General features: G+C 67.0%; 14 protein-coding genes. 2 read left to right on the top strand and 12 right to left on the bottom strand.

What is annotated here, in order from left to right:
- Window positions 1–27: 27 nt before the first annotated feature.
- On the top strand, window positions 28–369 hold the full coding sequence (locus tag ACIOC0_RS18845; protein WP_402156126.1) for a hypothetical protein: 342 nt from the start codon (window positions 28–30) through the stop codon (window positions 367–369).
- A 23-nt stretch (window positions 370–392) separates the two neighbouring features.
- Window positions 393–635, top strand: coding sequence for a hypothetical protein (locus ACIOC0_RS18840; protein WP_402156125.1), 243 nt, complete (start codon window positions 393–395; stop codon window positions 633–635).
- A 91-nt stretch (window positions 636–726) separates the two neighbouring features.
- Here the strand turns inward: ACIOC0_RS18840 and ACIOC0_RS18835 are convergent, their stop codons facing one another.
- From ACIOC0_RS18835 to ACIOC0_RS18780, 12 genes are all read right to left on the bottom strand, one after another.
- Window positions 727–1,110 (bottom strand): HU family DNA-binding protein, encoded by a 384-nt coding sequence (locus tag ACIOC0_RS18835; protein WP_402156123.1) that lies wholly within the window; start codon window positions 1,108–1,110, stop codon window positions 727–729.
- 133 nt (window positions 1,111–1,243) lie between these two features.
- Window positions 1,244–1,609, bottom strand: a complete 366-nt coding sequence (locus tag ACIOC0_RS18830; protein ID WP_402156121.1) for a hypothetical protein — start codon at window positions 1,607–1,609, stop codon at window positions 1,244–1,246.
- A gap of 41 nt (window positions 1,610–1,650) precedes the next feature.
- On the bottom strand, window positions 1,651–3,390 hold the full coding sequence (locus tag ACIOC0_RS18825) for a hypothetical protein (RefSeq protein WP_402156120.1): 1,740 nt from the start codon (window positions 3,388–3,390) through the stop codon (window positions 1,651–1,653).
- 1 nt (window position 3,391) lies between these two features.
- The gene (locus ACIOC0_RS18820) at window positions 3,392–8,941 is read right to left on the bottom strand and encodes a hypothetical protein (protein ID WP_402156118.1); all 5,550 of its coding nucleotides are present in this window, start codon (window positions 8,939–8,941) and stop codon (window positions 3,392–3,394) included.
- Between the two features lie 176 nt (window positions 8,942–9,117).
- Window positions 9,118–13,164: a type IV secretory system conjugative DNA transfer family protein gene (locus tag ACIOC0_RS18815; protein WP_402156117.1), complete on the bottom strand. Its 4,047-nt coding sequence runs from the start codon at window positions 13,162–13,164 to the stop codon at window positions 9,118–9,120.
- 130 nt (window positions 13,165–13,294) lie between these two features.
- Window positions 13,295–15,361 carry a hypothetical protein gene (locus ACIOC0_RS18810; protein ID WP_402156115.1) on the bottom strand — a complete coding sequence of 689 codons (2,067 nt, stop codon included), beginning with the start codon at window positions 15,359–15,361 and terminating at the stop codon, window positions 13,295–13,297.
- 143 nt (window positions 15,362–15,504) lie between these two features.
- Window positions 15,505–19,065: an AAA family ATPase gene (locus ACIOC0_RS18805; protein WP_402156113.1), complete on the bottom strand. Its 3,561-nt coding sequence runs from the start codon at window positions 19,063–19,065 to the stop codon at window positions 15,505–15,507.
- Window positions 19,062–19,199 carry a hypothetical protein gene (locus tag ACIOC0_RS18800; RefSeq protein ID WP_402156111.1) on the bottom strand — a complete coding sequence of 46 codons (138 nt, stop codon included), beginning with the start codon at window positions 19,197–19,199 and terminating at the stop codon, window positions 19,062–19,064. Before ACIOC0_RS18800 ends, ACIOC0_RS18805 begins: the two co-directional genes overlap by 4 nt.
- Before the next feature lie 216 nt (window positions 19,200–19,415).
- Window positions 19,416–20,042 (bottom strand): hypothetical protein, encoded by a 627-nt coding sequence (locus ACIOC0_RS18795; protein WP_402156110.1) that lies wholly within the window; start codon window positions 20,040–20,042, stop codon window positions 19,416–19,418.
- Window positions 20,043–20,194: 152 nt separating this feature from the next.
- Window positions 20,195–20,926, bottom strand: a complete 732-nt coding sequence (trpA, locus tag ACIOC0_RS18790; RefSeq protein WP_402156108.1) for a tryptophan synthase subunit alpha — start codon at window positions 20,924–20,926, stop codon at window positions 20,195–20,197.
- Complete coding sequence (locus ACIOC0_RS18785; protein ID WP_402156106.1) at window positions 20,923–22,191, bottom strand: MFS transporter; 1,269 nt, start codon at window positions 22,189–22,191, stop codon at window positions 20,923–20,925. Before ACIOC0_RS18785 ends, trpA begins: the two co-directional genes overlap by 4 nt.
- Window positions 22,188–22,538, bottom strand: coding sequence for a hypothetical protein (locus ACIOC0_RS18780; RefSeq protein ID WP_402156105.1), 351 nt, complete (start codon window positions 22,536–22,538; stop codon window positions 22,188–22,190). Before ACIOC0_RS18780 ends, ACIOC0_RS18785 begins: the two co-directional genes overlap by 4 nt.
- Window positions 22,539–22,587 lie beyond the last annotated feature (49 nt).

The raw sequence follows: 22,587 nt of genomic DNA, 5'->3' as shown, positions 1-22,587 counted from the left end.
AGGCAATGGCGATTTGATAAGGGCGAGATGGTGACGACGTACGACTACGAGCCAGTGACCCAGGCGGCAGCTCTGGATGTCGAACCCCAGTCCAGCGCAGCCATGGGACGCCGCCGGCGGATCGGTCCTCGTGCTGCCTTACTCGTACGGCGCGGCACCGGACTGGCGATCGCACTCGGCATGGCCTACGGCATCTTCCACGTCATCTTCCGCACTGAGGTGCTCGCCCCCGTACTTGCCTACGTCGGACCCGTCAGGGACTTCATCGGCTGGGTGGTCGAGGACCCGGGGCGGGCCTGGATCGCGCTGGCGGCCCTCGTCATCCCGCACATCGGGCTGTACTACCTGCTCTTCGAGGACCGGAAGTAGGGCGGGGCGTCATGTTCAGGACCTTGTTCAAGAGCGCCCGCGTCATTATCGCCCTCGGTCTGATCGGCGGCGTCAGTCTGGCGGTCATCGTCGGATGGGTCACCGGTTTCTTCGCCTTGGTCGCGACCACTGTCTCCGGCCTGTGGAACGACTTCATGGGCTGGATCAACTCGCCGCTGGGGTGGGAGCACCTTCTCGCCGGGGCTGGCGTGCTCATCGTCCCGGTCATCGTGCTCGTGCTGATCTTCGCCATCGCCGACGGCTGAGCCTCGCAACTGGGCTCGTCCCGCCACAAAGAGAACTCCCGTGATGCCTGTGCATCACGGGAGTTCTCTTTTTCTGCTGGCTCCTCGTCGCCTACGACGCGGCCTGTAGCTCACGATCCTCAATGACGTTCTCGAACTCGTCGGCATCTTCGATCATCCCGTAGGTCTCCGGTGAGATCTCGTTCTTGTCGCCCCCGAGCCGGCGGTTGAAGCTGCTCGACGCGGAGAACTTCAGCACCACGTAGTCGTCGACCTCGCTCTTGCCGAAGCGCACCTTGTGGCCCTTGTGGTCCTGTCGGTAGAAGCGGCCGAAGCTCGTGAGCACGACCGTCTCCCCACGGCTGACCGCGCCCCTGAGCTCACCGCGCAACGACTCGTACACCTTGTTCACTACCCGGACCGGCAACCCGCTGCGAGTCGCGACCCGAGAGATGAACTGGCGCTTACTGACACGCGGATTCGTCGTCGTCTTCATACCCACACCCTGTCCTGTCGTCCTTCATGCCGCGGATTCGCTTAGAAACCAGTCTATCGAAGATGGTCACGAGTCTGGAAGGAGGAGCAGGCTTATCGAATGCCGCTCGCTACGCTTGTCGTGACCCATTCGGCTAGAGCTCCAGATCCGGCTCGATCTCCTCCCGGTCGTCCTTGGGCTCGTAGTCGACCGACTCGATGATGTTCCGCGTGTTCGGATCGCGGCGCTGGTTCACGACCCTGTCGTGGGACTCCTCGAACCGCTGCTGCGCCGCCACACGGTGGGCCGCGTCGAGCTTCGCGCCGATATTGCGCTCCCCGAACTCCATCATCGAGCCCAGCAATGACTTCGTGCCCTGCTTGGTCGCGCTGACGTGCGGCTTGTTCTGCGCCCGCTGCTGCTCCCATCGGCTCCGGTCTTCCGGCGTGACGTAGCCGAACATCCGCGCGAAACGCGATCCGAACCTGACCTGCTGTCCCTCATTCTGTTCCTGGCTCATGGCCCTTCCTCCTGCTCCTTGTTCGTGTTCTCGGATCGCCCTCAGGCGGGCTGGTAGTCCTCGGCATCGGCCTCAGCGTTCGGGCTCTCGTTCTGCGGGCCGGCCTCCTGCTCGGCCGACGGGCCCGTAGGGCGCGACCGCGGCCCCCGCCGCTGCTCCTCGAAGAAGGCACCCGGGTCGTCGACCGCCGTCTGCAGCGTCTGCTGCCAGTTCTCCCCGAGGCTCCGCTTCAGCTCGGCCTCAAGGTCCGGGTACTTCTCGTTCACCGCCTCCATCGCGTCGACGTAGGCGTTGGAGTAGACCCGCTGCTGCTCCTCGGGCGGCAGGCCGTCGATGTCCATGCTCGCGATCATCACCTCGGACTGGTCCAGGCGGTGCTGGAGCATGTCGGGCAGCCCGCTGGTGTCCAGACCCTGCTTCTGCGCCGCGAAGCCGACCAGGTAGCCCAGCATGTTGCCCCTGTAGCCCTCTTGGTCGCCGCGGCCCAGCGCGTCGAGCATCGAGGTCTTCATCGTCTCGGCGAGCTGGACCTGGTGGGCGTCCGCGTCCATGGGCCGGCGCAGCGTGAACATCCCGTCCTCGGGCAGACGCTGGCCCAGCTGGTCGTCGAACTCCCCGCTCCAGACCGTGCGGACTCTGTCCGAGCCCGCGATCCGCTCCTCGTGCGCAGGGGCCTTGACGATCCGGCCGTGGGCCACGCCGTTGAACATCGTGCGCAGCTCGGGCTCGTACTCCATCCGCTCGCCGATGATCATCCGCGCGCGCTGGACGACCTCCTGGCGCTCCAGGCCGTCTGCACTCATCTGCTCGTGCAGCCGCTTGCGCATCGCCCGGTAGCTGTCGCGGATCAGGCCGGCGTCCGCGCCCGGCTCACGCATCTTCCAGAAGGCGTTCTCCATGAGCGCGACCTCGGTCATGGCTGCCGAGTCCGGAGTGAACATCTCCCGGTGGCCGCGCTCACGGTGCTGCATGGCGTCGAAGCGCTTGTGCCACTTCTTCGTCAGGTGATCACGCGGATCCGTGCTGCCGATGAGGCGCTCGCGCCGGGCGTCGCTCGGCACGTCCTTGAAGATCCTCTGCCGGTGCGCGATGTCGCTCTCGGCAGAGGCGATCATGCCGCGGGTCCGGGTGTCGATGCGCTCCTGGATCTTGTCCTTGAGGGGCTGGAGGTAGCTGTCCATCTCCTTCTTGAAGTCCGGGGCAAGCATCCGCATCGCCATCACCATGCCGACGGCCTGGATGATCGAGTTGGCATTCACCCCGCGCGAGAGCGGCTTGAGACACGACTGCATCATCATCTGCATGTAGACGTGGTGCATGACGCCGAGCTCCTGCGTCCGCTCCTCGTCGTTGAAGCCGGGCACCAGCAGCTTCGAGTCCCGCAGCGAGGCCATGTACTTCTCGCCGGCCAGCCGCGTCTGTGCCCGGAGCTTGAGCAGCTGCTCGCGCTGGTCCAGGCCCTCGCTCTCGTCCTCGGCCCGGTCGACGTCGATCCAGTGCACGCGCTCGCGGTCGGCCATCCGCTCCCGGGTCTTCGCGCCGAAGAACCCGCGGGTGCGGTCCCGGAGCCGCTCGCGCCAGGCGCGCGAACCGTCTGCGTCCTCCGGTCCGGGCTCGTCGATCACCTCGGCGTCGATCGGCTCGTCCGAACGCGCGTCCCCGTAGGCGTACGCGTTGCCCTGAGGCTCGTCCGCCTGCTGCCGATCGTCGTCCACTGGAAGCTTCTTGGTCGCGCGCCGGCGGCCCGCGGGTCCCGTTCCCAGTTCCTTGTGCTGTGCCATCTCAGTGCCCCATGCCGTAGTCGTCGTCGTTGCCCTGCGGCTGATCGATTTCGATGCTCGGCGTGTAGACCGGGCGCGACGCGCCCACGCCCACGGCATGCGCAGAGCGGCGATGCGAGCCGCGGGTGCGGGAGGCCCCTGCGTCCTGAGAGATCACGTCGCGCTTGACCACCGAGTCATCGACGGCGATCGCGGCGTTGTCCGGGCTGTGCGCTTCAAGGGAGCCCAGCTGATCGAGCTGCCGGGACATCTCGGCACGGGCCTTCCGGGTCCCCGAGGACGCGAACTGCTCGTTCTTCTCGCCGTCGTAGACGCTCTCGCGGTTCTTGGCCGCCTGCACGAGCGCCTCGAAGCCACCGCCGTAGGCCATCCGGTCCATCACGGTGCCGGCCAGCGACGGGTCCTCTTCGAGGTTGCGGATGAGCCCGGTCTTCGGGTCCTCCAGCGCACTGGCCACGCGCGCCACGTAGTCCGGGTTGACTGTGACGCCGAAGCCCTCCTTGGACTCGTAGAACTCGATGAACTGCTTCTCCCACTCCTCGGCCGTGGCCTGGACGGGCTCACCGTCGAGGAATGCCGTGCGCCACTGACCGGGGCCGACGTGTTCGATGCTGCGGCCCCTCCAGAGATCGCGGCCGGGGCCCTGGAGCATCTCGTACTTGTGCCGGGCCTCGGCGGCGTCGTGCTTGGCCTGCAGGATCGACTGGGTCACCGGGTAGGTGACCTCCAGGACGGCCTTGAGGTCCTCGCCGCGCAGCGCGCGCACGGCGCGCTGGCTGAACGAGCCGCCCAGGCCGGTGCCGTGGGCCTTGATCGCCGTGGCGAACATCGAGGCTTCCTGGTCGGCCTGCGTGATGCCGGGCGTACCCCGCGCATCGCCCAGGTTCCGGGCGTAGTCGGCGAGCTTCTTCTCGCTGCCCTTGGCACCGGTCTCGACGCAGACCTCGCGCACACTCCGCAGGTGCGCCTCACGGTCCGAGAACGTCAGTGCCGCGCCGAACTCGCCACGCTGCGCCTGGCGGTACAGCGCGCTCAGCTCCTCCGTCACGACCTGCTGGCCGAGCTTGATGTCCCCAGGCGACTCTGCGCCCGTGAGCGCCTGCAGCCTGAGCCGGTTCGCCTCGCTCCGCGAGCTCTCCAGCTCATCGGACAGTCCGGCGTCCTTGGAGAGCGCGACCTGGGTGTCCAGCGAGACCTGCATGGCCAGCGGGTGCGAGCCGTCGCTCTTGACCACGCCGGTGTCCAGCAGGTTGGCCGGCACCGAGAGCTTCGCCAGGGCTTCCGCCTTGGCGGCCTCGCTGTGCAGCTTCACCACGGCGACCGCGTCGCCGTCGAAGTCGCCGTCGAAGCAGGCGTCCATCACGGGGTTGATCGCGGCACCGGTGAGCCGGTCGTCGATCGCTACCCGCATGTAGCGCACGCCGGCGTCACGGAGCACCGGGTCACGCCACACCAGCGCGTGGTCGCCCTCGGCCAGCCCCAGCTGCTCGGCCTTGACCGAGCTGAGCGCAACCTGGTCGACGTCCAGCCGCGGGTCCGCAGTCCACACCATTGTCGCCGAGTCGGTCAGCCGCGAGGCCATCAGCCCGGTCTTGAAGATGTTGTTCTTGCCTGTGAGCACCCGGTTCTGCACGTCGGTCGTGATCGCCTCGAAGGCGCGCTGAGCGCGCGAGACCGATTCGCTCATGCCGCGACGCACCTCGGCGCGCTTCTCCGCGGACAGACCCTGGCTGTCCAGCTGCTCGGTCATGTAGCGGTAGCGGCAGGCCTCGACGAAGACGTCCTGGTAGCTGCGGGTGTAGTCGTGCGTGACGGAGGACCCGTCCTCGAACTCCTGGCCACTGCGCAGATGCGAGGACATCACCGGCAGCTTCCACGAGCTCGCGCTCACCGTCTCGGTCTGCTCACCGGTCGGATACGTGAGCGGGAACGGGATCTCCATGTCGCCGCCGCGGTCGCCGATGAGACCGCCGAAGGACTTGCGCATCGCCGTGGTGTTCAGTCCCGGGAGCTGGCCCTCCTTGCGCGGCTGAGTGCGCAGCAACTCGGGCATCGGAATGAACCGGCGCTCGGGGCGCTCGTCGAGGCCCTCGGCCTGGCCGACCACCCGCAGCGTGCCGTCAGCCTCCATGTCCATGCCGGTCACCAGCAGGTACTCGCGCAGGTTCGACTCGGCCCCGCTGTTGTGGCCGTAGAACTCGCGCATGATCGCCGGGCAGTCCTGAGACTGCAGCGCCCAGGCCAGCTGCGAGGAGGCCTTACGGCCCTTGCCGGCACGCACCTGCTCGTCGTCGTAGATCTTCGTCTTCTCGTCGACGGCCATGTGGGTGACCACGAAGCGCATCTCGCCCAGGACGCTCGGCCGCAGTTCTCCGTTGGGGGAGCGCAGGTCGGAGACGTTCCCGCTCATCAGCTCGCGCGCCGAGCCCGCGTTGCGCCGGGAGATCAGGCTGAACGGGCTCATCACCACGTCCAGGCCCGGGTTGGCCCGGAACCAGTTGACCTCGTCGACGACATCCTGCTCCTGTGCGTCCTGCAGCGGCATGTCCCGGTCGACGATCAGCGAGATCACGCCCTTGTTGCCGTGCAGATCCGAGATCTTGTCGCCCACGACGAGATCGCGCTCCTGGCCGCCGGCTCCGCGGATGCGGTGGCGCTCGGCGAACTCCTTCGACACCACGATCGGGTCATCAGCCGTCCAGCCGCCGAAGGTCATCAGCGCCGTCTTCGCCGGCGCGGTGACCTCAGAAGACTGCATGATCGTCGAGGCCGTCATCTGCTGGCGGTCGAACGGGTCGTACCGCAGCGTCTCGAGCTCGGGGAGAGCCATGAGCGGCGCACGCTGTCCGGCCACGCTCTCGTCGCCCGGCACGATCCGGCCGTCGGCGTCGACCTGGGCCTGAGTGGTCAGGTACCGCACGATGCCCTGGTTGGTCGCGCCTCCGGTCATCACCGGGTCGAAGTAGCCGCTGGGCGCAGCGACGTTGTTCCGGTCCTTGCCGGTGAGCACCGTCATGTTCCGCCCGCCGGTGAGCCGCCAGGCGTCGAAGCGGTTGTCGTCAGCCGGGTCAGTTCGGTCGCGCTGGGCCCGGTACTCGGCGTAGATCGTCGAGCCGGCCTTGATTTCGTTGGAGTAGCGCACCCGGCGCGCCTCGGTCTGCAGGATCGCGGCCGTCCACTCGTCCAGGTGCTCCTTGATCTCGCCGGTGGACTCGTCGAGCTGGTACGTGGTAGCGCGCTCGATGAAGTCGATCGGGTGCTTCGTGCCGTACAGCTGCGAGTAGACCGTGTTGAGCGAGGAGGGCTCGCCGGTCTCGCTGCGCCCGGCGATGAGGTCGCCGGCGATCTGGTACTGGATGCGCTCGTGCATGAGCTGCTCGTAGCCGCGCAGGCGCGTGCGTTCCTCGACCGAGGTCGGAGCCTCGCCCGGAGTCTGGGCCGTGATCGTGGCCTCGTAGCCGGGCACGATGAGCGCGTTCTCCCCGCTGGCGAAGGCGGTGGTGATCTCGCCGTACTCGCCGACATCGAAGACCTGGCCGATCTCACCCGAGATCGGAGTCCCCTTGCCGTCGCGGCGCAGCTTCTCGCCGTTCCAGCGGATGACGCCCTGCTCGTCGACCAGGATCTCGGAGACCGTCGCCGCGTTGCGCTCGATGCTCTCGCGCACGGTGGCCCCGATGCGCCGCATGAACGCAGATTCGTGATCGGCGATCGGCATGGAGCGCTCGGCGTCGAAGCGGACGAGCCGGTCCTTGAACCGGGTCGTCTGGAAGGTCGAGCCCATCATCTCGTCGGGGGAGATCCCGCAACGGCGCAGCGCCGAGGCGAGGTTGTCGAGGTTCGACCACTGCCCGGTGGGGCTGGTCATGTACCGCGCCACCCGGTCCGGGTTGAAGCGCTGATCGACCCACTCGCCGTCGACGTCGTGAGGCTGCGCCTCCCAGGTCCCGATGAGTTCGAAGGGGACGTCCTCGGCGTGCTGCCGGACCTTCTCGACGGCGGTGCCGCCGTAGACGAGGTTGCCCATCTCAGGCACCCCGTCGGCCTGCAACTCGCCGATCTCCTCCAGCCGTTCCTGGTACATCTCCTCGGTCGCACCCGGGCGCAGCAGATCACTGTGCGCGCCGGTGAGCACGTCCCAGTACGAGCGCTGGATCGCAGCGACCTCAGAGTCAGCCGAGTAATCCGGCGGCTCGATCGCATCCAGATCTCCGCCCGTTCGCTCCAGCTCGGCCTCAGCGCGAGCGATCAGGTCTTCGGCGCCAAGAGCTGCCTGCAGATTCTCCCGCGCACTCTCGACGGCGGCCTTCGCGTAGGCCTCAGCGGGCTCGGCGTCGACGAAGAAGGCCGGCAGGGAGCGGTTCTTCGCGTCCCGGCGCAGCATCACCTTCGCCCCGGGCCGGGGACCGGATTCGCCGGGGGCCACGTAGTCACCGACCACGAACATCGACTCCCGGTCGACGTGATAGCTGTCGGGCACATCCACCAGCGTGCGGCCACGGCCGCGCTCCTGGTGCGTCGTGCCGGTCTCGCCGACGGCGCGCCCCGGAAGATCCGCGCGCTCGACGTGATGGCCCTGGGCGAAGCGCAGCAGCTGAACGGCCTCCGCCGGCGAGGGGGAGTAGACCGCCATGCCGCCGGGAACCCGGAAATTCGTCGAGTAGCGCAGCACGGTGCCGTTGTCATAGATCCGGGCTCCGGCGTACTCCTCCTGACGCGTGTCGGTGAGACGGACCTCCATGCCGGTCCCGGCGATCTTCGCCTTGATCTGCCCCGGCTCGCGGTCGCGCATCACCTCGTAGGACACGCCCTGGGCTTTCAGCTCTTCGAGCAGTGCTGCCGAGCGCGCCACGGCGCGCCGGGACATGAAGCGGTTACGGTCGACACGGTTCGTCTGGGGATCCCGGCCGCCGTCGATGACCCACTCGCGGACCTGGTCGTACTCCTGCTGGCTCATCTTGTCCATCAGCGCGGTGAGCCCAGCGGCGTCATCGTTCGTCATCGCGCGGCCGGCCTCGAACGGCTTGCCTTCGTCGTCGATGCGCCAGAGCACCATGTTCCCGCGCCGGGGATCGGCCAGGGTCTCCACCTCGCCGCCGGCCACGCGTCCGATCGTCTCGTCCGGCAGGTACACCAGCGCGGTCCCGGCGCGCTTCACGGTCGCGCGTTCGGACCAGTCGGGGTCGTAGGGGCTGATCGGCAGCCGGGCCGACTTCGGGTCGGCCTGGGCACCGACGCCGGTGGCACGGGTGAACTCCCGCTGCGACTGCTGGTAGCGCTCATTCTGCGGGGAATGGTCACCGAACTGCGGCTCGTAGTCGGACACCTTCTCCGCGAATGCCTGGTCGATGGCGGTGAGGCAGTCCGTGACGCCCAGCCGCGGGTCGGCCAGCGCGGTGCCCCGCTGGCCGAGGATCTCGTCGACCCGGGCGCGGATCGCCTTGGCCTGGGAGATCGGAATGACCTGTCCGGTCTGATCCCGGGCCTGCTCGACTGCCTTGTAGTAGACGTACTCGTAGAAGTACCTGCGCAGTCCGTGTGCCTTCTTCATAGTCAGTCAGCGTCCTGTGGATGCTCGGGGCTACATAAGTATTTATAGAGCCTACCTCGCTTATCAAAAGGAGGTGAGAGGCCATTCGAAAAGGCCAGTGCCGAGGTGGTCTCCCTCAGCCGAGAGACGACCTCGGCACTGGTCGTGATCCTTCGCTGGCCCCAAGTGGCCGCCGGCTACTTCGAGTTCATCTCGACGGCCATGGCCCGGTCGAACCGGCCGTCGGCCAGCACCTCCCAGCTCGGCAGTGAGGCCAGGTACTGGTAGAAGGCCGAGTGGACCTTCACCGTCGCCAGGGACTTCAGGTCCTCCTCGGTGACGTCCTCCTCCGCGAACACCCGCGAGTCCTCGTCGTTCACATGGCCGTTGATCCGGCGGGCCGCATGGGCGTACGCGTCCGAGCGGATCTGGCTGATGTACGTCTGAGACCCATCGGCGCTGCGCAGCTCGCCGTCGCCGCCGACCGAGAAGTGCTCACGATCCTGTTCCAACTCGGTCTGCGCCGACTTGTAGGCCTCACCGATTTCGATGTCCAGGCTCTTGACTTTCGCCGAGCCGTCGGGGTTGACCAGCATCTCCTTGCTGATCGTCCTCTCGGCGTAGAGCAGACGCTGCCGCTCGGCGCTGACCGCCTGACTCTCGGCGACCGCAACCCCGACCTCGACGTTCTCGATGAACTGGTCCTCGTCGAACATGCGCATCCCCACGTACTCGTCGGGGTCGACGACCACCGGAGCGTTGGGGTCCTGGCCCTCGTCGACCGTGGTCATCGTCGTGATGACCCCCATGACCTCGTCGGCGTAGACATCCGGGTCCAGGCGTTCGATGTCGACCTCCTGGTAGCCGTAGATCTCCTTGTACTGCGCCTTCGCGTCCGCGGCCTTGACCGCCTGCCGCATGCGCTTCTCCAGCATCTTCACGAAGTCCGGCTGGTTCATCCGCACATCGAAGTCCATGGCACTGGACAGCGTCGGGATCGTCTGCAGCGAGTACGTGTGCCCCGGGTGCTTGATCGTGTTCCCCAGCAGCCGGAACGACATCGGCAGGATCGTCTGGTTGCGGTTCCAGATCGGCGCGTCGCCGGCCCGGAAGACGATCGAGTTGCGCGGCGAGAGGAAGGCCATGTCGTTGTAGCTGATCAGCGGCTCCTCCTTGGTGCTCATCGTGTAGGAGACCCTGCCCTCGGTCTTGCCGCCGATGACCTTGTCGAGATCCTGGCTGATCTGCTTGCTGTCCCGGTACGACCGGTGCGTCTTGCCGCTCATCTTCTCCAGCGTCTCGATCATCGAATCGTCCGTGGACTTGAGGAAGACGATGTTCGAGGTGTTGCCCTGCACGATCTTGTCGACGCTCTCGCCGTAGACGTCGCGCAGCTGCTGCAGGGTCTGCAGGATGAGCGTGAACTGCTGCTCCTGGCCCAGGCCGATGGAGAGCATCGTCTCGAAGCCGTCGATGCCCTTGCCCTCCGACTGCAGGTTGCCGAGCTCGTCGAGCATGAACCGCGTGCGGTAGAGCGGCTTCTGGTTCGACTTCGTCATGTACGCCTGGTCGGCGCTCACGTCGAACAGCTGCTTGACCAGGATCAGGATCAGCTTCGCGTACTTCATCAGGTGAGGCGGAGTCACCAGGAACAGCGCCTTGGGGGACTCCGAGTAGCGCGACAGCGTCTGCGTGATCGCCCGTGCCTGATACGAGACCTTCTCCGGGTTGCCGCCGCCGGAGAAGTCGAGTCGCGTGTCCGGGTAGAGGGTGTCCCCGGCCTGGAAGGACAGGATCTTCCCGTCCCGGGTGCCACCCTCACGCACCGGCTTCAGCTCACGCATCACGCCGTTCTTCACGATCTTCTTGCCCGTGACCGGCTCGACCACGTAGTGCCGGCCGTTGAGCGAGACCTGGTAGTTCTTCGTGAAGCTGAAGTAGAAGGTCCGCACCAGCATCTTCGTCTGCGGGTTGACCAGCTCCAGCTTGAGCCAGGCTTCGTCGCCAGGGAACTTGCCCTTGAAGTTGTACCGGGCCCAGCCCTCGCGGCCGACGATCTCCTCGTGCTCGAAGTCCTCGCCCAGGTTCTCGGTGAACATCGGGTCCGCGTAGGCCGACCACACGGCCTGCTGTCCGACGAGGTGGTCGCGCTTGACGTAGTTCGGCGCGAAGCGCACGCCGAGGCGACGCGGGAAGCTCAGGCCGGCCAGGTCGGTGTTCTGCGAGGGCTTGCCCGAGGTCAGCGTCGAGATCGTGGGGTCGGTGAAGAACGACATGGCGGTGATCGCGATGCCGTACACCGAGGCCAGCATCTTCTCCGCGCCGGCCATCGAGCGCAGCGCGTTGTGGGCGTTGCCCACCAGCGTGCGCATGTTGTTGCGGGGCAGCTCCTCGCTCGCGTTGAAGTACAGGCTGAGCATGTCCTGATCGGCCTTGCCCTCCCACATGAAGGCCTGGGCCGCCGCCTTCTCCTGCTCCTCGGCCAGCGCGTCCTCGTTGTTCTCGAACTCGCCGGCCTTGACCCGCTTCTCCAGCTCGGCCTCAGGGTTCTTGATCTTCTTCGAGCTCATCTGCACGAAGAGCTGGTAGCAGTTGTAGAGCGTGACCTTGCCCCAGAGGTCATCGAGCTTCTGCTCCAGCAGCGCCGGGTCCATGTTCAGCACGGCTGCGGCGCTGCGCAGCTCCCGCTCCTCCTCCAGATAGAAGTCGATGAGTCCGTAGGCCGCGCGCTTGAAGGCGTTGTTGGCGGCATTGGGCCAGACCGGGTCCTCGCCGCCGTCGAGCGGAAAGAAGATCCCGGCGATGTTCTCCACATACAGCGCGCACTTGGTGAAGTTGCCCTCACGCGCCGCGTCGGCCGCCAGCCCCAGGGGGTTGTAGATGTCGGTCTTCATGGAGTTGATCAGATTGAACTGCACCGGCTCGAACCCGCGTGTGACCAGGGGCACGTAGTTCTTCACCAGCAACTCGCCCTTGGGGTCGTTGATGACCATGTTTGAGGGCTTCTTCTCCCGCGACCACATGTCGATGACCGGCTCGATGTACGTCTGGCCCTTACCAGCTCGGGTGATGGCCAGCACCATGGTGTTCACCGGCGCGGCATCGACCACGTACGCCCCGGCCGGGCGCTGGACCTCGTATGCCGGGAACTCCCAGTCCTCCTTGATCAGGTCAGCGACGGTCTTGTACGTTTCCGACCCAAAGCCGAGCTTGTCCCGGTTCTTGCCGTCAGGGTTGTAGGGAATCCGCGTCGTGTCGTACTTCTGACGCAGGGTCTTGTCATCGGGGAGCCCGGATGCTTCGAACAGCTCGTCACCGAAGTCTTCGTCGATGATCGGCAGGGTCTGCGTCAGCGGATTGCCCTCGTCGTCGTCGATGACCTCGCCGGCGTAGTAGACGAGGTTCCCCTCCTCGTCGATGACGTCCTTCTTGGCGCGCTGGGCGACCTCGACGGTGCCCAGGCCCTTCTTCTTGAGCATCATGTGGCTGAGCATCGAGCTGACCTGCACGCTCGAGTGAGCACCGGCGTCGGGGAACCAGTCGTAGTTCTGCTGGATCTCTTCCGGCAGGGCGATGTGCTGGTCGTTCTGGTACTGGTTGATGTCGCTCGTGGTGTTCATCAGGTTCGCCGCGGCGACCTTCCGCGAGAACCACGTGCCGATGATGAGGGCGACCATCAGACCCGAGCCGAGCGTGATGAAGAGCTTGAATCCCGAGGCGTCGGCCAGCTGCTCGCCGACCGTCGTCGCGCTCTTCTCGGGCTCAGCCGGCTTCTCGGCGCTGGGCTTGCCGTCCTTCGCCGCGGTGTACCAGCTGGGGACCGGAACAGCCTCAGCGCTGGGGTAACACTTTGCCTTCACGTCCGGGTTGCCGTCCTTGGTCAGGGGCCGGTAACACTTCACGACCGAGCCGCCCGCACCCGTCGTGGTGTCCTGGACGTAGTACGCGCTCGGTTTGCCGGTGCTGCTGCCGGGCACGCCCGAACCCACGGACGCGCCCGCCGAGAGCACCGCCGCGGCGATGAGCGAGTAGAAGACCCAGGCGACGATCGTCACCAGCACGCCGGCAATCACCGCGACGATGATGCCCGGTCTGGTCGACCTCAGGGTCAGGAACGTGCTGCGGTCCAGCTGCTGGTTGTCGTAGACGTCTCGGTTCGTCAGCGTCTCGCCGGGCGTCCGTGCCGAGATCTTGTCCCAGCTGCTCGCCTTCGGCCGTGCCGCCTTCCGCCTGTTCGTGGCCATCGTGATCCCTTACTCCCGGGCCCTTCTGCTGTCCTGCTGTCCAGTGCGCCTGCCTGCGCAGACGACGACGGCGCATGGGGAACGCGCCCCATGCGCCGTCAGATCACCCCGTCGGTCATGACTGGATCGCTCAACGGGTCAAGACCACCCCGACGATGAAGCCGACCGCGCCCATCAGGAGCGAGAGCGTGATGATCATGACGACGAGGATCTTGTTCGAGCGGCTCTGCATCTCGGAGGCCCGAGCCAGCTCGTTGGCGTAGGACTCCTTGTCGGCCTGCATCTCCGCCAAGCGCGCCTCGTACCGCTTGGCCACTGAATCCTCGACCGTCGACAGCTGCTGGAGCAGGTCGGTGACCCGCGCCACCTGGGAGTTGGTCTTCTCCTTCTCCAGGTCGAGGTTGTGCTGCCACTCGGCGTCCCGAGCCGTCATCTGCGTGATGGCGTCCTTGCGGTTGCGTTCGAGCTCGTCCTGCATCCGGCGGATCCGGTCGGCGTGCTCAGAGCGCACCGACTCCAGGAGGTCCTGCTGCTCCCGGCGCAGGACGCCGATCTCGTCCGTGGTCCGCAGGTGCTCGGCCAGCGCCTCGGACTGGGCGATGTCGGCCTTGCGGTTGTCGTCGACGATCCGCTGGATCTCGGACTTCCACTGGTTCAGGCGCTCTTCCTCGGCCGCCAGGTACTCCGACTGCCGCTCGGCCAGCACCTCGAAGATCCGCGTCTGCCCGGTCTGCATCTTCAGCGTCGCGTCCGAACGCCGGACCCGCAGGATCTCCTGCTGGTTGTGCGCGTGGGTGTCCTCGATGTCCCGCTCGATCTCGGCGACGGAGTCGATCTGCTCGCGCTCCATCTTCGAGCGGTTGCGCTCCTTGTACTGCAGTTCCGCCGAGATCGCCGCCTGCTGGGCCACTTTGGAGGCATGCGACTCGTAGTCCTTGGCGATCTCCGCCCGGCGGGCCCGGATCTTCTCGTCCTTCTCCGTCTGCCGCTGCTGGTGCTCGGCCTCGGCGGCGTCCTTCAGCAGCTTGTACCGGGAGCCCGCACGGTCGGTGGCCACATCGCGGATGACCTGCTCGGTGTGCGCCGACATGAGGTTGACGTAGAGCGCACGCAGCTCATCCTCGTGCGCCGAACGGAGCTGCATCAGGTCTGCGTTGGCCTGCCGGTTGAGCTGGGCGACCTGGTCCCCGAGCCATTCCGTCGCGCCCTCGGGCACAGCGATCTGCACGACCGGCGCGCCGATGGCGAAGGTCGCGTTGAACTCATCGAGCCGGACGTCCAGGTCCAGCTCCTCGGAGAGGAACCGGCGGGCGATGACGTCGCGCACCTGGGCCTGATCGGACAGCAGCACAGTGTCGCCGGCCTCCTGGTAGTCGCCCTCGACGCCGTAGCCGGCGTCGGTCTCGTCGAAGCCCTCGTAGCCGGCCACCTCGGCGCCGTCGTGGTCCGGCTCCGACTCGACCGGGACGGTGCCCGCGTCGTCGATACCTGCGGCGCCCTCGTCGAACATGGGTGCGTCCGCCCCTTCATCCTCGTCGACGACGTCGCTGAAGAGCGGCTCGTCGTCCAGGCCCTCGTCAGCCCCCTCGACACCGGGGATCTCGTCGAAGATCGCATCCCCCTCGTCCTCCCCGAGGACCGCGGGGGCAGTGGCTCCAGCCTCGGCGACCAGGCCGCTGTGCTCTTCCCACGCCTTCTTGCCCACGGCTTCTTCGAGGCTCGTGGTACCTGCAGCGACAAAGCGCGCCTGCGCGAAGGTCGCATCGTTCACCAGATCGACGAGCAGATCGCCGCTGGGCTTCTGCCACACGACGGCCCAGGCGTAGGTGGCACCGGTGAGCAGGGAGTACTCCTCCATGCGCGCGAGAGTCTCGTCGGTGGGGATGATGCCGAAGACCTCCTCTTCGAGCATCTCCGCCGTGGCCACCGTGCGGATCTGGTCGGAGCTGATGAGCTCGATGATCGAACCCTTCGCCTCGTCCCGGCCGTGCCGCTTGCTCAAGCCGCCGATCGAGTCGGCTGCAAGCACGAGCATCACCCAGGCCGTACCGCTGGGAAAGACGAACTGCGTGTTCGACCGCAGCAGCTCGACCGCCGCCGGGATCGCCGTCTCTCTCACCACGGAGGCCAGAAGCTCGTCGGGCTTCTTCTTCCGCTCCTTCCGGTGGCTTCCCGTTGCCGTACCCAGAATGCCCATTGATGCGCGATCCCTCCGCTAATAAAACACAGTTCACCTGGTTTATGAGTATCCTATCGCCCTCCTATCTTGATGGGCAATCATAGGGCGTCAATGGGCTATCGACTCATGAGTCGACTGGTTCCCGCTGTCCTCGGACCGGTTCATCGCACCGCGCTGACCTCGACGTAGGCGTCGGAACTCAGCAGGTTCTTGTCGTCGCTGACCAGGTCACCGACGACGTCGATGCGGATCCGTCGTTCCGAGGGGTGCTCGTTGAGGAAGGTCGCCACTGCGGTGGTGACCTCGTCGGTCAGCTTCGCCACAGCCGCACGCGCACCGCCGGCATCGGAGTCGGTGTCGCCCTTGTCCTCGATGAGGTACTGCAGGACCCTCGCATCGACGTCGATGCGCACGTTGTGCTTGACGAACACCTCCTGCACCATCTGGCGCAGCTTCGTCCGCACGATCTTTTGCTGCGTCGGCAGCGACAGCGGCTGGAAAGGCACGATCGCGTCGATACGGCCCAGCAGCTCGGGCGGAAACCGGTTGTCGCCCGTCGTCGAGGAGATCGAGCGGCGGATGAGCTTCTCGTACTCCATCAGCTGCTTGCCCGACCCGGTGTCGTCGGCGGCGTACTGCGAGATGTCCTTGTAGATCTCCGAGCCGGCGTTCGTCGTCAGCACGATGTAGGTGTTGAGGAAGCTCACCTCGCGGTTGTTGTCGTCGTTGAGCCGGCCGTCGTCGAGCACCTGCAGCAGCACGCGTGTCACCATCGCCGAGGCCTTCTCGACCTCGTCGAAAAGCAGCACCGCGTGGGAGAGGTCCCACACGCGCTTGGTGAGTTCAGAACGGAACGCCGCGAACGACGAGTCCTCGGCGTACTCCGTCATGTCGAACCGGATGAGGTGCCGCTGGTCATCGCCGAACAGCAGTCGCGCCAGCTGCTTCGTCAACTCGGTGTTGTGCGTGACCACGAAGTCGCCGGCCTGGTAGAGGTGCTCCTCGTCGTTGACGTAGATGCACGACGAGCTCTGCTGCTCCGGCAGCTTCTCGATCGACGCGATGCCGACCATGTCGAACTTCTTCACGCGCTGACGACCCGAGGTCTCGATGACCGCCCGCCGTGCGATCTCGTGCTTGCGCGGGAGAGAGAAGAACTGGGCCTTGTCCTCGTTGCCGACCTTCACGTGCACGCCGTACTCGGCCAGTTCGCGCCCGTCCTTCTTCGTGCGTGTCGACGATTTGATCGTGTTCGAGACGCCGAGCGAGAACAGCACCTCCCTGAGGTCCTCCGCGAGCCCTTTGGAGAACGTCGAGTACGAGACGTTGAAGCGGTCGTTCGAGCCGCCGATCGATCCGTCGGTGTCGAAGAGGCCCCGCACCAGCGCCCACCGCTGCTGTACCGATCCGTGTTTGTACCTCTCCGGGATACGGCGCTCCGCCGAGCGCGCACCGATCAGATCGGGAACCGAGGCAAGCACGTCCTTCGTCTGGTACAGCGAATCGCGGCGGTCCTCCACCGGGCCAACGCCGACAGGGAAGACCCAGCTGTAGCTGTGCCCGTACGACTTCGGTGCCGATCCCAGCCATTCGCCCACCATCCACACGGTGTGGTCGGCGTCGTCCCCGTCAGACGAGAGCGTCAGCTGCGTCTCAGTGAGGCACCCGTTGCCGATGAGGACGCCCAAGACGTACGGGTCGACGTCGAAGTCCTGCTCCGGCCAATGCACCGGTCCGTTCGCCGGGATGAAGAACTTCAGATGCTCCCGAGAGTCGCCGGGGTAGGTCCGCACGACGCCACGCTCGACCATTTCCTGCGTGCTCAGAACCATCGGCGCGACGTCCTTGCCCGCATGCTTCTTCGACCGCTGCTTGGCTGTGTAGACCGTCCACAAGTGCGGTCCTCCGACGTCGAGAGTCCGGCCGTCCCAGAGTGTGACCCGGTAGACGTCCTGCATGCCCTGCGGGAAGTGTCCGAGCACCTCGACCGGGCGACCTTGACGACCGAACACTCTGTCGCCAGGGACCAGGTCGCCGTGCAGCTTCCAGGTGGTCTCGCCGTCGCTCGAGTAGACAGGAACCTGCGTCGAGTCGGTGCAGAATTTCCCCACACCAGTGGAGCCCGTGAACAGCAGGCTCGCCATCGGCTTTCCCTTGTCGTTGAGGTCCGCCACTGACAACTGCAGACGACGCGCCACCGCGCCGGTCGCCCAGTCCTGGCTGAACACCTTGGCGTCCAGCTGCTTCTTGATCTCCGCGCCGTCGACCCGGAATGCGACGTTCACGTTCAGGGACTCCATGAGCACGTCCGAGAGCAGGTCCCGGTCCATCGGCCGGTGCGTCAGGCGATGCCAGCCGACCATGGAGTCGAGTACGAGGATCGACTTGCGCGGCTGGGCGCTGGCCGGCATGTAGCGCTGGGTGTACTCGTAGATCTGCCGGAAGACGTGGTCGTCGTAGAACTCGTCGGCCACCCCGTACCGTTCGGCCATGCCCTGCAGGATCTTGATGGTCGTCGCCTGGTCCGGCGGGTTGAGGTTGATGCGCTGCAGGCGCTCGACGAGCGGCTGGTTCGGCGAGATGTGCCTGTGGAACTCCTCGTACGTCGTCGCCGCGATGATCCTGATGCCTCGGGTTCCCGAAGCCGCGAGGACCGGCTTGATCGCCTCGACGGCGGCGTCGGAGAGCTGGATGATCTGGTGGAACTCGTCGATGAAGAGCACCAGTTCGTGCTTCTCGTCCTTGACGAAGTCCTCGGCCTCGTCGAAGAAACCCTTGAGTATGGCGGCCATGTTCTCGGAGTTGCCCGCCTCGGAGATCATGCGAGCCGGGTCCACTTCGAGGTAGAGGCGATCCGGATCCACGAGCATCGTGGCCTGGACCAATGCGGTCTTTCCCGTTCCGGCCTCGGCCAGTAGGAGCGCATTGCACAGCTCAGGGCGGCTCATCGAGGCCAGTAGCTGCATCGTCTCGTGCTCACGGCCGACGATGTCGCGCTCGGCCTTCTTCAGTGGTTCCGAGAGCTTGGACAGGAGTGGGTAGCGCACGTTGAGCTGTGCCTCATGGAACATGCTGCGCAAGGCCTCTCGACTGGACTGAAGATTCAACTGGAAAATCAGTCGAAATCTTATCATGAGTCGCATTCGATAGGGCATTGAATGGAGAATGCGAAAGGCCCCGGAGTGGACTCCGGGGCCTTTCGTTCTGTGTGCTGGTCGCGGGCCGCTCACCCGCCGTATTCGGGTCGCTGCGCTCCGGCGTCTGGGCTGCTCGAACTGGTGGTTGAAGCGCTCGTTGGCGGGGCCGGAGCCGGGGATCGGCCGGGGAGAGGTGGTCGTGAGGGGATTCTCCGAGGCGCTTTCCGGTGCTGTGGCCTGAGGATGGAAGGCGGGCTCCCAACCGGGGGCGCCGTGCCATGTGCTGTGGGCGACGCAGCGCAGAGCCCACCCCAGGGCGCTCACCTGCGCGCTGAAGAGGTCGTTGTCGGCGAGGGCGGCCAGTTCGCGCTTCGCGTCCCATTCAGCGAAGACTTCGCTGACGCCGGCCGCCCACTTCCGTTCGTCGGTGCAGCCGGTCGACTCCGCATGGGCCAGGCGAGCGCGGATAAACGCAGCGAGGCGCGCATCGCGCTCTTGTTCCCAGGAGGGTTCCGGGACTTGCAGAGAGAAACGCAGCGGGCCGGCCTCCAGGAGGCCGCCAGGAGGCCGATGGGTGACGGTCATCGCGAGTCCACCATCCGGTAGTCGATGGCGGTCACCTCGGGCTTGCCCTGCGTGGGCGGTTCGACCAGACCCTGGCCCTGGAACTCGTCGGTGACGGGCTGTTGGCCGCGCCAGCGTCCGAGCCGGCACCGCACCCGGTCAGGCCCAAAGCCACCGCTGCGCCGAGGACGACGGCCGTGGCGCGTGTGCGGCGAAGGGGTGGGTGCTGCTGGGGGGAAGGCAATGTGGATCACTCCTGAGGGAATCGGGCAAGGAAGGGCACTCCACGCCGAAGGGCGGTGCACCAGTGCTGTGGCGGGGCAGTCATGCGTTCTCGGACCCGCCTCGCGGCGGTGACAGTGGGCGTCCGGTCAGCTCTTCACGGGCCACACCAGGGGCTGCTTGTAGAAACCTTGGGTGAGCTCAACCGCGGCGGCCTTCTGGCCCTGCGGGATGAGGAAAGCGGTGCAGATGCTTTCCGACTGCCCGGCGGAGAGCTTCTTGTCGGAGTCGAAGGCGGGGCAGTTGGGCCACTTCGCCTCGCCCATCAGGACAATGAGGGCGCGGGTGCGCTGGCCTGCGTTCGTCTTGACCACCAGGTCGTCATCCATGTCGCCGAGCGCCATGGGCTTGCCGCTCTTGTGGGTGAGCGTCGCCCAGACGTAGACGGGCACCTGGGGGCCGTCTTCCTTGTCCTGCTCAAGCCCGGAGTTGTCCATATCGGCCTTGGTGCCGGTGACCACCTTGGTGGGCGTGACCTGGTACGTGGCCCCTCGCGAGCTCTGCATCTCGTTCTCTTGCTCCGGACTGGCCTCGCCCAGCCGGAATGTCGTCTTCTCCTTGGCCGCGCTCGTCGCCGAGGCGGAGTTCTTGCCCTTGTCGGCTGCGCCGGTGTCCGAGCCGGCGCCGCATGCGGTGAGGGTGAGTGCCGTCGTCATGCCGAGCGCGAGCACGGTCAGGCTGCGCAGGGGCGAGCCGTAGGGCGTGGGATGGGACATGGTGGGTGTTCCTCCTCCTGGGACGGGTTGGTGGTGGGGATCAGTGGGTCAGGCTGCGGAGCGCCGGGCGCGGCGTACCCCCGCCGCGAAGTCGCGGGCGGCCTCGGCGGCAGCGGTGGCAGGCGTGTTGGACTGGGCCCGCATTCGGCGGATCACTGCCGAGCCGACGACCACGGCGTCCGCAAACGCCGAGACCTGCCGGCCTGGTCCGGCGTGCTCACCCCGATGCCGACCGCAACCGGCAGGCGGGTCGCGGAGCGGAGCCGGTGGACCTGCCGTGGCAGGTCGGGGCTGAGCGGACGCTGGGACCCGGTCAGGCCAGGGGCGGCGGGGGCGTAGACCATGCCGCTGTGGGACGCGCCGATCGCCGCGAGCTGCGCGGGGGAGGCCTGGGACGGGATGAGCGGGACGGTGTGCAGGCCCGCCGTGGCGGCCGCCGCCCTCCATGCGGTGGCGGCTGACGGGGGAAGGTCAGGGATGAGCACGCCGGCCCCGCCCGCAGCGGCCAACTGACTCGCAAAGGACTCCGGACCGTACTGCGCGATCGGCTCCCAGTACGACATGACCAACAGCGCGGCAGGTGTCGACGTGGTGAGTTCCGAGGTCGCCGTGAAGACGTCGTCTATGTCGAAGCCGCCGGCCAGGGCCTGGCCAACGGCCTCGCGGATCACGGGGCCGTCCAGGACCGGCGCGGTGTGAGGGATGCCGATCTCCAGCACGTCCGCCGACTGGGCCATCAGATGCAGCGCGTCCAGGCTGGCCGCACGCGTGGGATAGCCGAGCGGCAGATACAGCCCGAGCGCGGCCCGCGCCTCCGCGTGGCCTGCGGCGGGCGCGCGGTCGAGGTGCGAGGCGGGCCGGGACGACGGCGTGGGGGTGATCATGACAGCCTCTCGGGCGACGGGCGATGGAAGGGTGCGGCGGCCGTACGGAGCGCGAGGCGCTTGCAGACCGGGGCAGTGAGAAGGAGGGCAAGAGTGGCCGCGGAGGCGGGGAGGATCCACGATCCGGCGAGGGGCCCGGCAGCCGCCGTGCCCAGGGCCTGACCCAGCCCGAAGGCCGCGATGAGCCAGCCGTAGGCCTCGACGACCGTTCCGGGCAGCGTCAATTCGGCGACGACCTGGTAGGCACACGTCAACAGCGCGCCGAATGCCATGCCGGGGAGTACCGCGAGGCCGAGCGCGGCGTACGGCGGTGGGTCCAGGCACAGCGGTATCCAGGCGAATACGAACACCGCGGCGGCCAGTACGAGTTGTCGAGACAGCGGAGCCGGCAGTGGCAGAGCCGTCCACGCGGCCGTGCCAAGAAGCGCCCCCACCGAGACCCCTGCGGGTAGGACGCCCGCCAGCCACTCGGCGCCGTGGCGTTCGCTTGCTGCCAGTGCAGCGACCGACAGCGCCCCCAGCGACGCACCGATCGCGATGAGGACGAGCAGCATCCACCGCAAACCGCCCGAACGCAGGGCACCGAGCGCGCCCCGGCGAGCCGGAACGGGCCGCCACCTGCGGGAGGGAGCCGATGCCGTGACGACGAGTGCCCCTGCCATCCCCAGGGCAGCGGCCACTGCGAAGACGAACCCGGGGGTCGCCACGGACACCAAAGCGGCAGCCGTGAGCGGCCCGACGACGTAGACGAGTTCCTGACTCCCGCTGTCGAGCGCCAAGGCGGCGCGAAGGTGTCTCGGTGAAGGGCTGAGCGCGGGCCACAGCGCCCGGAGGAAACCCTCCAATGGCGGGGCGCTTGCCCCCGCGACGACGACCGCTGTGGCGGCAATCAGGAGGTCGGCCGTCCCGGCAGCCGCCAGGACGAGGAGCGCGGCCGTTGACGCGATGGAGCCGCCCAGGAGCGTGAGGGTCTGTCCCCGCCGGTCGACCAGGCGGCCGAGCAGCGGTTGCCCGACGGCCACCGAAAGCCCGTACAGGGAGGCGAGCATCGCCCCCGTCCCGTACCCGCGCCCGTCCGCACGCGCGGCGATCAGCAGGGCCACTGGCATCATGCCCAGCGGCACCCGGCCCACCAGCGTGGCGGCCAGCAGCTGCGCGGCGTACGGCAACCGCAGGACTCCGCCCCAGTGCACGCGGCGCTGCTGATCGACCTCCTCCGCAGGCGCGGCCCGCTCGACCGCAGCAGGTGTCTCGACCACGCTCACGGGCGCCCTCCCCGGTACAGGTCCTCGCGCTCCAGGGCCCGGATGACGCGATAGTCCGCCTCGACGGCCTCCGGCTCGTCGCTGCTGAGCACGACTTCGGCGCCCGCCAAGGGGGTGGAGATGAGCTGCTTGACGGCAACCGCCAGAGCCTCTGTGTCGGCGAGGTCGACCGTCACCTCCCGGCGCAGGTAGGGAGTCGCCCAGGTGGACGGTTCGCTGTCCATGAGCACGACCGGGTGCACGGCCGAGATCCGCTGGAGCAGATGCTCGCGGTACGGGCGGGAGCCCGCGCCCAGGAGCAGGACGGGGCGTGTGGCATGCGCTGAGCTGTCGGTAGAGCGCATCATCGTCCTTCGTTAGAGAGACCCGACACGGGCTGGGGTCTGCGAGCGAGCG

Origin of the sequence: Streptomyces sp. NPDC088254 (assembly GCF_044740925.1) — a bacterium.
In the GTDB taxonomy this organism is placed as follows: domain Bacteria; phylum Actinomycetota; class Actinomycetes; order Streptomycetales; family Streptomycetaceae; genus Streptomyces.
The sequence above is the reverse complement of the archived record's forward strand: the minus strand, read 5'-3'. Positions and strand labels throughout refer to the sequence as shown.

Coding starts and splice junctions, on each gene's coding strand:
- ACIOC0_RS18845 (WP_402156126.1), top strand. CDS start 28: ATGGTGACGACGTACGACTACGAGCCAGTGACCCAGGCGGCAGCTCTG.
- ACIOC0_RS18835 (WP_402156123.1), bottom strand. CDS start 1,110: ATGAAGACGACGACGAATCCGCGTGTCAGTAAGCGCCAGTTCATCTCT.
- ACIOC0_RS18830 (WP_402156121.1), bottom strand. CDS start 1,609: ATGAGCCAGGAACAGAATGAGGGACAGCAGGTCAGGTTCGGATCGCGT.
- ACIOC0_RS18825 (WP_402156120.1), bottom strand. CDS start 3,390: ATGGCACAGCACAAGGAACTGGGAACGGGACCCGCGGGCCGCCGGCGC.
- ACIOC0_RS18820 (WP_402156118.1), bottom strand. CDS start 8,941: ATGAAGAAGGCACACGGACTGCGCAGGTACTTCTACGAGTACGTCTAC.
- ACIOC0_RS18815 (WP_402156117.1), bottom strand. CDS start 13,164: ATGGCCACGAACAGGCGGAAGGCGGCACGGCCGAAGGCGAGCAGCTGG.
- ACIOC0_RS18810 (WP_402156115.1), bottom strand. CDS start 15,361: ATGGGCATTCTGGGTACGGCAACGGGAAGCCACCGGAAGGAGCGGAAG.
- ACIOC0_RS18805 (WP_402156113.1), bottom strand. CDS start 19,065: ATGACCGTCACCCATCGGCCTCCTGGCGGCCTCCTGGAGGCCGGCCCG.
- ACIOC0_RS18795 (WP_402156110.1), bottom strand. CDS start 20,042: ATGTCCCATCCCACGCCCTACGGCTCGCCCCTGCGCAGCCTGACCGTG.
- trpA (WP_402156108.1), bottom strand. CDS start 20,926: ATGATCACCCCCACGCCGTCGTCCCGGCCCGCCTCGCACCTCGACCGC.
- ACIOC0_RS18780 (WP_402156105.1), bottom strand. CDS start 22,538: ATGATGCGCTCTACCGACAGCTCAGCGCATGCCACACGCCCCGTCCTG.